The sequence below is a fragment of the Pseudomonas sp. PvP089 genome (assembly GCF_017875165.1).
Taxonomy (GTDB): domain Bacteria; phylum Pseudomonadota; class Gammaproteobacteria; order Pseudomonadales; family Pseudomonadaceae; genus Aquipseudomonas; species Aquipseudomonas fortuita.
Map to the genome: position 1 here is coordinate 3,594,496 of NZ_JAGGME010000001.1, position 13,750 is coordinate 3,608,245.

The window sequence follows — 13,750 nt, forward strand, 5'->3', positions numbered from 1 at the left end:
TATCCAAAAGTAATTCTTACAACTAATAATTAGCATAGAACCAAAAAGACTTTTACACCGCTCATCCATACGAATACGGTCTTAGAAACCAACGTGTTCCAGGGATGAATACCCATGAGTCACCCCCCTTCTGCCAGCGCGCTTGCCGAACTCACCCAGGCCCTGGCCGCCAACGCCGAACGCTACGACCGCAGCGGCCAGTTCCCCGCCGATAACTTCGACCTGCTGCAGCGTCACGGCCTGCTGGGTTTCACCGTGCCGCGCCATTTGGGCGGCGGTGGCGCCGACCTGGCCAGTGCGCGCCAGGTAGTCGCCGCTGTCGGCAAAGGTTGCCCGTCCACCGCACTGATCCTCGTAATGCAGTATCTGCAGCACTTTCGCCTGCAGGACGAAGACCGCTGGCCCGAGCACCTGCGCCTGCAAGTGGCCCGCGACGCGGTGGCCGACGGCGCGCTGATCAACGCGTTTCGCGTCGAACCCGAACTGGGCACGCCCGCCCGCGGCGGCCTGCCGGCCACCGTCGCCCGGCGCACCGCCGAGGGCTGGCGGTTGTCCGGGCGCAAGATCTACTCCACCGGCAGCCACGGCCTGACCTGGTACCTGGTATGGGCCCGCAGCGACGACCAGGACCCACTGGTGGGCGGTTTCCTGGTGCGCAAGGACACCCCGGGCATCCGCATCGTCGAAGACTGGGACCACCTGGGCATGCGCGCCACCTGCAGCCATGAAGTGCAGTTCGACGAGGTGCTGATCCCGCTCGATCATGCCGTCAGCGTCAGCCCGGCCAGCGCACCGCGCGCCGAGCTCGACAGCACCGGCCTGCTGTGGATGGCAGTGTTGCTGCCTGCGCTGTACGACGGGGTGGCCCAGGCCGCACGCGACTGGCTGGTGCAGTTCCTGAACCAGCGGGCGCCATCCAACCTCGGCGCACCGCTGGCCAGCCTGTCGCGTTTCCAGGACGTGGTCGGGCGTATCGACACCTTGCTGTTCGCCAACCAGAGCCTGTTGAACGCGGCCGTGACCGGGCAGGTCGATCCGCGCCACGCCGGGCAGCTCAAGCACCTGGTCAGCCGCAACGCCATCCAGGCCGTGGAACTGGCCATCGAGGCTGCCGGCAACCCTGGCCTGTCGCGGCGCAACCCGCTGGAGCGGCACTACCGTGATGTGCTGTGCAGCCGCATCCACACCCCTCAGGATGACGTGGTACTCGGCCATGTCGGCCGCGCCGCCTTGGCAGAGGTGGCAGCATGAGCCATTCGATCATCGCCAGCCAGCTGGACGCACCGGCCAACCAGTACCTGCGCGAACGGTTGCCCGACCATGAGGTGATCGATATCGCCCCGGGCCAGTTGCATCTGGACGTTCCTGCCGACGTGTTCATCGTGCGCCCGATCAATGTACGCGGTAACCGCGTGGACAACCCTCCAGCGGGCTGGCCGTGGTCGTTGCGCTGGGTGCAGGTGGTGTCCTCGGGCATCGACTTCTACCCTGGCTGGGTGTTTCAGGGCCCGCCGGTCACCAGTGGCCGCGGCGCCAATGCCGAGCAGGTGGCCGAATTCGCCCTGGGCCTGGTGTTTGCTGCGGCCAAGCAGTTGCCAGGCCTGTGGGTCAAGGACGCCGACTGGCGCCTGACCCCGCTGGCCCCCGTGCGTGGTCGCACCTTGGGCATCTTCGGCTTCGGCAGCATCGGCCAGAGCCTGGCACGCAAGGCGGTGGCGCTGGGCATGTCAGTACTGGCGCTGAACCGCCCAGGCCAGCCCATTGCCCAGGTGCCGGGCGTGCAGCGCGTCGACAACCTGCAGCAACTTTTTGCCAGCAGCGATCACCTGGTCATCGCCGCCCCGCTCACCCCCGCCACCCACGGCCTGATCGACCGTCAGGTGCTGGCCCAGGCCAAGCCCGGGCTGCACCTGATCAACATCGCCCGTGGCGGGCTGCTGGACCAGCAGGCCCTGCTCGAAGCCCTGGAAAGCGGCCTGATCGGCCGCGCCAGCCTTGATGTCACCGATCCGGAACCACTGCCGGCGGGCCACCCGCTGTACCAGCATCCTCGGGTGTTTCTGTCACCGCACACCTCGGCGATTTCCGAGGACGGTTACCCGGCCCTGCTCGATGCGTTTCTCGACAACTTCGCCCGTTACCGCGAACAGGCACCGCTGCACAACCTGGTCGACACCCAGCGCGGCTACTGAACCCACACTTATTGGAGAACACCATGACTGCACTGTCTGTCGTCATCGCCCAGGAAAACACCGTACGCCAACGGGTCAGCGCCGAAGAGTGGGAGGTGCGGGTCAAATTGGCCGCCGCCTACCGCCTGGCCGCGCTGTTCCGCTGGACAGACCACATCTACACCCACTTTTCGGCACGCGTGCCGGGGCCCGACGAGCATTTTCTGATCAATGCCTTTGGCCTGCTGTTCGACGAGATCACCGCGTCCAACCTGGTGAAAGTCGACGTGGACGGCACCATCATCGACGACCCGCTGGGCCTGGGCATCAACCAGGCGGGCTATGTGATTCACAGCGCGATCCATCGCGCCCGGCAGGACCTCAAGGCCGTGCTGCACACCCACACCCGCGATGGCGCGGCGGTGTCAGCGCAGCGCGACGGCCTGCTGCCGATCTCGCAGCACGCCCTGGCGTACTACAGCCGGGTGGCTTACCACGACTACGAAGGCGTCGCCCTGGACCTGGACGAGCAGCAGCGGCTGGTGGCCAACCTGGGCGACAGCAACATCCTCATCCTGCGCAACCATGGCCTGCTGACCGGGGGTGTCAGCGTAGAGCATGCCTTCCGTGAACTGCACGGGCTGGAGCGGGCCTGCAACATCCAGGTAGCGGCGCAGGCCGGAGGCAATGACCAGTTGCTGCATGCTGCGCCGGCGGCGATTGCCAAGGTGCATGAGCAGTCCAAGCGGTTTTCCGACGGGTTGGGTGAAGGGATCCAGCGGCACTGGGATGCGCTGATCCGGCAGCTGGACCGGGAGGGGCTGGATTACCAGCACTGACAGGTTTTCTGTGGCCTCCAGCCCCCACAAGAACCCCACTGGATTGAGGCCTGTGGTGATCCTGTGCGAGCTGGCTTGCCGGCCATAGGGCCCGAACAAACACCTCATACCCCATTTAAGGATCACCCAATGCCCCCATTACACCTGGCCAGAAGCCTGCTGGCCTGCGCCACCCTGGCCTTCACGCTCGCCGCCTGCTCCCCCTCCAGCGAAGATGCCACCAGCAAAACCCTTAACATCGCCTTCTGGGGCGACAACACCACGCTGGTCAGCGTCGACCCGTTCCAGGTCTACTGGCTGGAGCACCGCGTACTGCTGCGCAACGTCGCCGAATCGCTCACTGACCAGGACCCGGCCACAGGCCGCATCATCCCTTGGCTGGCCAGCAGCTGGGAGGTCAGCGACGACGCGCTGCAGTACACCTTCCACCTGCGCCAGGACGTCTCCTTCAGCAACGGCGAGCGCTTCGACGCCCAAGCCGTGAAAACGGCCTTCGACAGCAACAAGGCCTTCGCTGAACAACTGCCCGCCACATTCGGCGCCACCTACCTGGCCGGCTTCGACCATGCCGAAGTGGTCGACCCGTTCACCGTCCGCCTGGTGCTTTCACGGCCCAACGCCGGCTTCCTGCAGGCCACATCCACCACCAACCTGGCCATTCTCGCCCCGGCCTCCTACGCGCTCAGTGCCCAGGAGCGTTCATTGGGCAAAATCATCGGCACCGGCCCGTTCATCCTCGAACACTACACCCCGGAAGTCGGCGCACGCCTGGTCAAGCGAGCGGACTATGCCTGGGCCTCGGCCAACGTCAAAAACCCTGGCGCCGCCCACCTGGACCGCGTGGAGATCAGCTATATCCCCGAAGAAAGCGTGCGCAACGGCCTGTTCCTGCAGGGCAAGGCTGACATCCTCTGGCCACGTAACCCGTTCTCCGAGGTTGACCTGAAGCTGTTCCAGGCAAAGGGTGCGGCCATCCAGAGCCGCTCGTTGCCAGGCCCGGCGCTCAACCTTTACCCCAACACCCGCAACGGCCGCCTGCTGGGTGACCGCCAGGTGCGCCTGGCCTTGCAGAAGGCCATCGACCGCACCAGCTATGCGCACACCGTCTACAACGCCGAATTCCCGGTGGTGACCGGCGTGTACGACGTGACCACGCCGTACTTCAAACCACAGACCAGCAAACTGGCCTACGACCCGCAGGGCGCCGAGCGCCTGCTGGATGCCGCCGGCTGGCGCAAGGGCGATGACGGCTACCGGCACAAGGACGGCAAACGCCTGACCCTGCGCTACAACCTCACCCCTGCCGAAAGCGCCGGTGATGTGCTGGTGCAGGACCAACTGCGCAAGGTTGGCATCGACCTCAAGCTGAACGTGCTGACCCGTGCCGAATGGGTGGCCGGCAACGCTTCGGGCAACTACGACCTCACCTCCACCTACATGACCCGCGCCGATCCGATCATCCTGCAGACCATCCTCGACCCGCGCGCCGCCAGCAGTGCCACCTTGGCCACCAATACTTACGAGCCACACGCACTGGCCCAGGCACAAACCTTGTTCGACAACGGCATTACCGCCACCCACGACGAACAACGCGCACAGGCCTATGGCCAGCTGCAAGACCTGCTGGTTGACGAAGCCTCGGCGTTCCCGCTGTACGAACGCGTGTGGCAAGCCGCCACCGCACCTCGGGTCAAGGACTTCCGCTGGACCGCCGAAGGTTTTGCCTTCCTCAGTGACATCCAGGTCGCGCAGCCATGAACCGCTACCTGATCGGCCGCATCGGCCAGGCGCTGCTGGTGCTGTGGGGCGCCTACACCATCACCTACTTCATTCTCTATCTGCTGCCTGGTGACACCCTGGCGATCATGCTCAGCGCCTCGGGTATGGAAGCCGATGGCCTGTCGCCCGAGGACCTGGCGAAGGCACGCGCCTACTACGGCCTGGACAAGGGCATTTTCGAGCAGTATTTCGACCTGCTATGGCGGGCACTGCACGGTGACCTGGGCCAGTCGTTGTCACTGAACCGCCCAGTGACCGCGCTGCTGGCCGAGCGCCTGCCGCAAACCCTGGCCCTGGCTGGCTTTGCCATCGCGCTGTCGTTGCTTGGCGGCATCGGCCTGGCCTACCTCACCGCCTACCTGCAATGGCAACCGCTGAAGGTGGCGCTGTCACGCTTGCCGTCACTGGGTTTTTCGGTACCGGTGTTCTGGATGGGGCTGCTACTGATCCAGGTGTTCGCCTTTGGCCTGGGCTGGTTCCCGGCCACCGGCAGCCAGGGGTTTGCCAGCCTGGTACTGCCGGCGGTGACGCTGGCCATCCCCAGTGCTGCGGTGTACGCGCAAGTGTTGCAACGCGGTTTCCAGGGTGTGTGGCAGGAGCCCTACATCGCCACCGCATTCGCCAAAGGCCTGAGCCGTGCGCAAGTGCAGGCACGACACGGCCTGCGCAATGCTGCCCTGCCAATTCTGACCCTGGTCGGTTTGCAGGTGGGCAACACGGTGTCCGGGGCCGTACTGGTCGAAACCATCTTTTCGCGCAACGGCGTTGGCCGTTTGGCCCAGGAAGCTGTGCTGCGCCAGGACATTCCGGTGGTGCTGGCGATTGTGGCGGTATCGGCGGCAGCCTTCGTGCTGGTGAACCTGATCGTCGACCTGCTCTACCCGTACCTTGACCCCCGAATCGCCCATGCCACGAAGGTGACCTGACCATGACCGCCGATACTCACCTCCTGTGTGCTGCCCCACCGTCAGCCACCTGGAAGCGCCGCACACGCCTGCAACGCTTGGGCCAGGCGCTCGCCCCTTTGCTGGCGCGACCAGGCTTCAGCCTGGCGCTGCTGGTGGTGCTGTTCGCCCTGCTGGCGGCACTGGCGCCGCACTGGCTGACCAGTTTCGACCCTTACGCCACGTCGCCGGTCGACAAGCTACGGGCCCCTGACGCCGTCCACTGGTTCGGCACCGACGAGCTGGGCCGTGACCTGTATACCCGCGTGGTGTATGGCGCCAGCCTGTCGGTGCAGGCGGCATTGCTGGCAGTTGGCATTGCCCTGGCAGGCGGCTTGAGCCTGGGCGTACTCGCCGGGTTTGCCGGCGGGCGTCTGGATGCCGCCCTCATGCGCCTGGTCGATGTACTGTTGGCCCTGCCCGGCCTGCTGCTGGCCCTGGCCATCGTTACCGCTATCGGTTTTGGCACGGTGCCGGTGGCGATCGCCGTCGGCGTCGGCATCATCCCCGGCTTTGCCCGCACCACCCGCGGCGAAGTGCTGCGGGTCAAGACCCTGCCCTATGTCGAGGCCGCACGCCTGGGTGGCGCCAGCTGGCGCCGCACCTTGCTGCGGCATGTGCTGCCCAATGCCTGGGGGCCTGTGGCCGTGCTGGCCACCTTGGACTTCGGCGCCGCCATCCTGGCCACTGCCGGCCTGAGCTTCCTCGGTTTTGGTGCAGCACCGCCAGCGGCGGAATGGGGCACCTTGATTGCCAACGGCCGGCACTTCCTGATCACCGCACCCTGGGTGTCGCTGCTGCCCGGCCTGTTCGTAGTCGCCGTGGTGTTCAGCCTCAACCACCTTGCCCGCAGCTTCGAGGAACACCCACAATGAACAACCAGCCTTTGCTTGTGGTACGCGACCTCAGCATCCGTTATCACGCCTCTGGCCAGACCACGCAAGCCGTCAAGCACCTTACCTTCAGCCTGGGCCAGGGCGAAACGGTGGCCATTGTCGGCGAGTCAGGTTCGGGTAAGTCGACCTTGGCAAACGCCCTGCTCGGCCTGCTACCAGGCACGGCGCGCATCGACAGCGGCCAGCTGTGGGTTGACGGGCTGGATGTGGTGCGCGCCAGCGAGCGGCAGAAGCGCCAGCTGCGTGGGCGTACGGTGGGCCTGGTACCGCAAGACCCGATGGTCAGCCTGAACCCCACCCTGCGCATCGGGCAGCAGATTGGTGAGGCACTGGTGCTGGCCCAAGGCGTCCGCTCGCGCAGCGTGGATGCCGATGTGCTGGCACTCCTCGCCCAGGTTGGCCTGGACAACCCGGCCCTGCGCGCCCGCCAGTACCCGCACGAGCTGTCTGGCGGCATGCGCCAGCGGGTGCTGATTGCCATCGCCCTGGCCGGCAACCCACGCCTGATCATCGCCGATGAACCCACCAGCGCGCTGGACGTGACCGTGCAACGCAAAATCCTCGATCATTTGCAGCGGCTGGTGGCCGAGCGTGGCATCTCATTGCTGATCATCACCCACGACCTGGGCATGGCCACCGACCGCGCAAACCGCCTGCTGGTGATGAAACAGGGCGAGCTGGTGGAACACGGCTCACCTGCGCAGATCCTGAAGGCACCGCAGCACCCGTACACCCGCGCCCTGCTCAATGCCGCACCGGCATTCAGTGCCCGTCGCCAGCCCCGGCAACCGCCGCCGGGCGCAAAGCCGATCCTTAGCCTGCAGGGGGTTGGCAAAACGTTCGCGTTGCCCAAGGTAAAAGGCCAGAACAACGGCTTTGTCGCGTTGCAGGGCCTGGACTTGCAGGTTCACCCGGGGCAAACGCTGGCCATCGTCGGTGAATCCGGTTCGGGCAAGAGCACCACCCTGCGCATCGCCCTTGGCCTGGAGGCGCCCAGCCAGGGCCGTGTGCTGTTCGACCAACAGGACGTCACCGGCCACGGCTGGCGCCAGTTCCGCCCCTTGCGCCGACGCATGCAGCTGGTCCAGCAAAACCCCTTCGCCGCCCTCGACCCGCGTTTCACTGTGTTCGACAGCATCGTCGAGCCGCTGGTGGCGTTTGGCCTGCTCAAAGGTGCGGCACTGGAGCAGCGCGCACGCGAACTGATCGAACGCGTGCACCTGCCTCTGCATTACCTCGACCGCCTGCCCCGCGAACTGTCCGGCGGCCAGCGCCAGCGGGTGGCCATCGCCCGGGCGCTGGCACTACAGCCAGAACTGTTGCTGCTCGACGAGCCAGTAAGTGCGCTGGATGTATCGGTACAGGCACAGATTCTGGCACTGCTGGATGAGCTGCAACGGGAGCTGGGCATGGCTTATGTGCTGGTATCGCATGACCTGGCGGTGGTAGCGAGCATGGCTGACCAAGTGCTGGTGCTGCGCCAGGGGCAGGTGGTGGAGCGCGGGACGGTGGCGCAGGTGTTCGACAGGCCGACGAGTGATTACACGCGAGAGTTGATTGCTGCCGTGCCTGGGCGGTTGGTCACTGTTGCAGCTTGAGTTTGAAGGCCTCGGGGGCGCTTTGCGCCCCCAGCAATCTCAGGTCAGCCTCAAACTCAAAATGCATATTAAGCATCATTAAGCACTTCTGTTATTTTTGTTTTTCATAATTAGCATAGAACAACAAAGCCTTTCACAACCCCGCCCCACACCCGCTAAGGTCACTCCAGACCGACCCCTTTCCTGGCGGAGGCCGTCCACCACGACCACCCCAGGAGCCTTGCACGCATGCCACCTCTCTCACCCGCACCCCTGCTTCATCTTCGCCCACGGGCCAGGTGACGCATGACTGTCCCCATTCCATTTGCAACACAACCCACAGGTACTCCGATGAGCAAACGACAAATCCGCCTGGGCGCCATGATCCATGGCGTCGGCCACGGCTGGGGCGAATGGCGCCACCCACAGGCGCTGGCCGATGCCAGCGTCAATTTCGGCTTCTACAAACAGCAGGCAAAGCTGGCCGAGGCGGCAAAGTTCGACTTCGCCTTCATCGCCGACAGCCTGCACATTCACGCCCGCTCCAGCCCGCACTACCTCAACCGTTTCGAGCCGCTGACCATCCTTTCGGCACTGGCGGCGGTGACCGAGCACATCGGCCTGGTGGCCACGGTCACGGTCAGCTACACCGAGCCGTTCCAGGTAGCTCGCCAATTCGCTTCGCTGGACCTGATCAGCGGCGGGCGCGCAGGCTGGAACGTGGTGACCTCCTGGCTTTCCGGCACCGCTGACAACTTCGGCAAGGCTGAACACCCGCCGCATGCCGTGCGTTACCGGATTGCACGTGAGCATGTGGATGTGGTCAAGGGGCTGTGGGACTCATGGGAAGACGACGCCTTTACCCGCAACAAGCACAGCGGCCAGTTCTTCGACCCGGCCAAGTTGCACACCCTTGGCCACCAAGGTGAGTTCTTCAAGGTCAAAGGCCCGTTGAACATCCAGCGCTCGCCCCAGGGCCAGCCGCTGATCTTCCAGGCAGGCGTATCGGAAGACGGCCGCAACTTCGCGGCGCAGAACGCCGACGCCATCTTTGTCAGCCCGGAATCGTTCGACGACGCCCACGCCTATTACCAGGACCTCAAACAGCGAGCCGCACGCCATGGCCGCGCCCCGGACGCACTGTTCATCCTGCCCGGCATCCGCCCCATCGTCGGCCGCAATGTCGAGGAGGTCGAGCAGCGCTACCAGCAGGCCGTCGACCTGGTGAGCATCGAAGATGCCCTGGTTGCCCTGGGCCGCCCCTTCAACGACTACGACTTCAGCCAACATGATCTGGATGCGCCCTTCCCCGATCTCGGCACCCTGGGCAACGACAGCCACAAAGGCACCTCGGACCAGCTCAAGCAGCTGGCCCGGGATGAAAGCCTGAGCCTGCGCGAACTGGCACTGCGCTTTTCGCGCCCGCGCAGGGACTTCGTCGGCACCCCGGAGCAGGTTGCCGATGCCTTGCAGCACTGGTTTGAAAACGGGGCTGCCGACGGCTTCATCATCAACTCATTGCTACCTGACGGCCTGCAGTACTTCACCGAACACGTGGTGCCGCTGCTGCAAGCCCGTGGCCTGGTTCGCCGTGAGTACAGCGGTACAACCCTGCGCAGCCATTTTGGCCTCGACGTGCCAGAAAACCGCAACACCCTGCGCCGCAACCAGGCAGCGCTTGCCTGAGCCCCCCCAGACAAGGAGTTTTGTTTCATGAGCCTCGAGTTCATCGGCCTCATCGGCCCGCAGGAAAGCAGCGAATCCCAGGCACCCCGTGGCCCGCTGGTTGATCTGGCGTTCATCAAGGCCTTCTCCCAGGCCCAGGAATATGGCGGCTTCGACAAGGCATTGCTGGCGGTCAACACCAGTGCGCCGGACTCTATGATCCTGGCCAGCTACGTGGCAGCACTGACCGAGCGCATCGGCCTGCTGGTCGCCCACCGCCCGGGCTTCCAGGCGCCAACCTTCGCTGCCCGCCAGTTCGCCACCCTCGACCAGCTGAGCCGTGGCCGAGCCTCGATCAATGTCATCACCGGGGGCGACAGCGGCGACCTGCAGCGCGATGGCGACTTCCTCGACAAGGATGCCCGTTATGCCCGCACGGATGAATACCTGCAGGTACTGCGCGACACCTGGACCCGCCAGGAGCCTTTCGACCACCAGGGCATCCACTACCGCGTTGAAGACAACCTGACCTTGGTCAAACCGGTACAGCATTTGCCCATCTACTTCTCCGGTGCGTCAGACGCCGCGGTCGAAGTGGCCGCCAAGCACGCCGACGTCTACATGATGTGGGGCGAACCGCTGGAGCAGGTGCGCGAGCGCATCGCCAAGGTGCGCAAGGCCGCCGCCCGCTACGGGCGCGAGAAGCACATCCGCTTCAGCCTATCGTTGCGACCGATTCTGGGCGGTACCGAGGCAGAAGCCTGGGCCCGCGCCGAACGTATTCTGGCCGATGCCCAAGCGCGCATCGGTATCCGCCAGGGCAATCGCCGCGAGAAAAACTTCGGCAAGAGCAACGCCGGCTCCGAACGCCTGGTGCAGCTGGCCAGCCAGCGCAAGGTGCATGACACCCGGCTGTGGACCGAGATTGCTGCGTTGGGCGGCGGTGCAGGTAATTCCACTTCGCTGGTAGGGACTGCGGACCAGGTGGCCGAGGCGGCGTTGGCCTACTACGAACTGGGGGTGACTACCTTCCTGTTCCGCGGCTTTGACCAGCTGCGCGATGCGGTGGAATACGGCCAGGACCTGATCCCGCGGATTCGTGCGCTGGTTGAACAATGTGAGGCTGGGCGCACCGCGCGCACAGCCTAGATCTCGACTCGCAGCACCGGCCTCTTCGCGGCGGTTCGACGCGAAGAGGCCGGTGCTGGAAAACACTTCCCAAACACCTTACGCCAGCCCTGTCAGGGCCTGGCGCCTATTCGCCTGCGTGCTCCACCGTATTCCGAGGACATGATGTCTAGAACACCGCTTTTCGCCCTGCCCCTGGCCTGCCTGCTCACCCCGTTCGCCGACGCTGCTGCAACCACCGAAGACCAACGCCTGGACACTGTCACGGTGATCTCCACTGGCATGCGTGGCAACCAGCGCACCGTCGCCGACAGCCCGGCACCCATCGACGTGATCAGCAACGAACAGTTGCTGCGCACCGGCCGCGCCGAGCTGTCCGAGGCCATTTCCAAACTGCTGCCCTCGTTCAACTTCGGCACCAACATCGCCGGCTTCCAGTCTGGCGTGCGGCCGCTGAGCAATCGCGGCCTGGGCCCGGCCTACACCTTGGTACTGGTCAATGGCAAACGCCGCCACAACAGCGCCGTGCCGGCCAGCGGCTCGACGGACAACAGCGGTGCCAACGCCGTGGATATCGACATGATCCCGGTCAGCGCGGTGTCGCACATCGAAGTCCTCAAAGACAGCGCGGCGGCTCAGTACGGCTCGGATGCGGTAGCCGGGGTGATCAACATCATCCTCAAAAGCGCCAGCAGTGGCGGCCATTACGAAAGCAGCTATGGCCAGCTGTACAGCGGCCAGGGCGAAACCATCAAGCTGGCTGGCGACCAGGGTTTCGGCCTGGGTGACGGCGGTTTCCTGCACCTGTCGGGGGAGGCACGCAAGCGCGGCACCGCCAACTGGATCGACAAAGCCGACCCTGGTTACCGGGCCTACTTCGAGGACGACCGCCAGGCCGCCTGGGACCACCGCGCTGTGAAGAACGGCGACCCCGACCTGCGCGCCTTCAACCTCGGTTACAACGCCGAACTGCCCATCAGCGACGACCTGAAACTGTATTCGTTCGCCACCTATGCCGAGCGCAAGCTCGAAGCCTTCAACAACTATCGACTGCCCAACAGCAACGCCTCGATCCCCGAGTTGTTCCCCGACGGGTACTTCCCGCTCAACAACATCAAAGACACCGACTACCAGTGGCTGCTCGGCACCCGAGGTGCCGCCGGTGCCTGGGACTGGGACCTGTCCACCACGTACGGGCGCAACAAGAACCAGCAGTCCAGCGACCTCACCATCAACCCTACCTACGGCCCGGCCTCGCCAACCTCGTTCGATGACCTGGCGACTTTGCAGTTCGACCAGTGGGTAAACAACCTGGACATCACCCGCGCTTTTGATCGCGTGTTTGGCCTGGCCGTACCAACCCGCGTCTCGGCGGGCCTGGAACACCGTTGGGAGCGGTTCCAGACCTTCGCCGGCGACCCCGTCGCCTACGGCGTCGGGCCCTACACTTACCCGGCCACCCTGGCCGACGGGCGCCCCAACCCGCTCTACGCGCTGGCCAACGGCCAGACCGCCGTGGGCGCCCAGGCTGCGCTGACCATCCGCCCGGAAGACGAGGCCGATGTGAAGCGCAACAACTATGCCGCCTACATCGACCTCGGCCTGGACCTGACCCCGCGCTGGTACCTGGGCACCGCCGCGCGCGTCGAGCACTACGACGACAACTCGGGCAACACCGCCAGCTTCAAGCTCAATTCACGCTATGAACTGAGCGAAACCGTGGCAATCCGCGGCACTTTGGGCAGCGGTTTCCGTGCCCCGTCGCTGACCCAGAGCGGCTATACGGTCAGCGACAACCGCACCGCGCTGGACGCTGACGGCAATGTGGTGCCGGCCTTGCGCCGCACCGTGGCGCCTGGCAGTGCCGCGGCGCTGGCATTCGGCGGCGACAAGCTCGACCCGGAGAAATCGCGCAACGCCGGCATGGGCCTGACCTGGCAACCGGCGCGCCGTACCAGTGTCACCCTGGACACCTACCTGATCGACATCGACGACCGCATCCTGTTGACCGAAAACCTCTACGACCGGCAGAACGGTGCCGGTGCCATTGGCGATATGCTCCAAGCACTGGGCCTGGCACGCACCACCTGGATCAACTACTACACCAATGCCTTCGACACCCGTACCCGCGGCCTCGACCTGGTAGGTGACCACACCAGCGAATTCGGTGCCTGGGGCGATGTGCGCTGGACCTTGGGCTTCAACTGGAACAAGACCACTGTGCGCGGCAGCCGGGGCACGCCCGCAGCGCTGGCGGCAGCCGGTATCGAGGTGGTCGGCCATGGCCGCGAAGGTGACCTGGTGGCGGCCTCGCCGAAAACCAAATGGGTACTGGGCAGTCAGTGGTTGCTGGGTAACTTCACCGGCACCTTGCAGACCACCCGCTACGGCAAGGTCGAAACCTGGCAGCAGAATCAGGCCCAGGACCGCACCTTCGGCGCCAAGTGGATTACCGACCTGGACCTGTCGTACCTGCTGTTCGACAGCTTGACCGTCAGCCTGGGCGGCACCAACATCTTCAATGTACGGCCCGACAAGAACGGCGTGTACAACGCCAACGGCAACCAGGCGGCCTACGGCAACCCGCCGTTTCATCCAGGTGGCGGGTACTGGTACACCAAGTTGGCGTATGACTTCTGAAAACATCCTTTGGGTTTAGCGCGGACCTCAGTGGGAGCGGGCGAGCCCGCGCCCACAATGATTGGGCAAACTTTCACCCTGAGCACGGCAGTCACTCGCACACATGGCAAT

Annotated in this window: 10 protein-coding genes; all 10 read left to right on the forward strand. The window is 64.9% G+C overall.

From position 1 onward, the window contains the following. Window positions 1-114 precede the first annotated feature (114 nt). Window positions 115-1,251 (forward strand): acyl-CoA dehydrogenase family protein, encoded by a 1,137-nt coding sequence (locus J3A71_RS16440; RefSeq protein WP_096426033.1) that lies wholly within the window; start codon window positions 115-117, stop codon window positions 1,249-1,251. Continuing rightward, on the forward strand, window positions 1,248-2,192 hold the full coding sequence (locus J3A71_RS16445; RefSeq protein ID WP_016486737.1) for a D-isomer specific 2-hydroxyacid dehydrogenase family protein: 945 nt from the start codon (window positions 1,248-1,250) through the stop codon (window positions 2,190-2,192). The genes J3A71_RS16440 and J3A71_RS16445 overlap by 4 nt, the downstream gene beginning before the upstream one ends. A 23-nt stretch (window positions 2,193-2,215) precedes the next feature. After that, window positions 2,216-3,010 carry a class II aldolase/adducin family protein gene (locus J3A71_RS16450; protein ID WP_096426032.1) on the forward strand — a complete coding sequence of 265 codons (795 nt, stop codon included), beginning with the start codon at window positions 2,216-2,218 and terminating at the stop codon, window positions 3,008-3,010. Between the two features lie 129 nt (window positions 3,011-3,139). Then, window positions 3,140-4,768, forward strand: a complete 1,629-nt coding sequence (locus J3A71_RS16455; RefSeq protein ID WP_096426031.1) for an ABC transporter substrate-binding protein — start codon at window positions 3,140-3,142, stop codon at window positions 4,766-4,768. Further along, window positions 4,765-5,715, forward strand: a complete 951-nt coding sequence (locus J3A71_RS16460; protein ID WP_016486734.1) for an ABC transporter permease — start codon at window positions 4,765-4,767, stop codon at window positions 5,713-5,715. The genes J3A71_RS16455 and J3A71_RS16460 overlap by 4 nt, the downstream gene beginning before the upstream one ends. Before the next feature lie 2 nt (window positions 5,716-5,717). After that, the gene (locus J3A71_RS16465; protein ID WP_016486733.1) at window positions 5,718-6,608 is read left to right on the forward strand and encodes an ABC transporter permease; all 891 of its coding nucleotides are present in this window, start codon (window positions 5,718-5,720) and stop codon (window positions 6,606-6,608) included. After that, a complete protein-coding gene (locus J3A71_RS16470) occupies window positions 6,605-8,227 on the forward strand; it encodes an ABC transporter ATP-binding protein (protein WP_016486732.1) in 1,623 nt (540 codons plus the stop codon). Before J3A71_RS16465 ends, J3A71_RS16470 begins: the two co-directional genes overlap by 4 nt. 330 nt (window positions 8,228-8,557) lie before the next feature. Continuing rightward, complete coding sequence (locus tag J3A71_RS16475) at window positions 8,558-9,892, forward strand: LLM class flavin-dependent oxidoreductase (RefSeq protein ID WP_016486731.1); 1,335 nt, start codon at window positions 8,558-8,560, stop codon at window positions 9,890-9,892. Between the two features lie 27 nt (window positions 9,893-9,919). Next, window positions 9,920-11,020 (forward strand): LLM class flavin-dependent oxidoreductase, encoded by a 1,101-nt coding sequence (locus J3A71_RS16480; RefSeq protein WP_096426030.1) that lies wholly within the window; start codon window positions 9,920-9,922, stop codon window positions 11,018-11,020. Between the two features lie 144 nt (window positions 11,021-11,164). After that, a complete protein-coding gene (locus J3A71_RS16485) occupies window positions 11,165-13,639 on the forward strand; it encodes a TonB-dependent receptor (RefSeq protein WP_096426029.1) in 2,475 nt (824 codons plus the stop codon). Window positions 13,640-13,750: the final 111 nt, after the last annotated feature.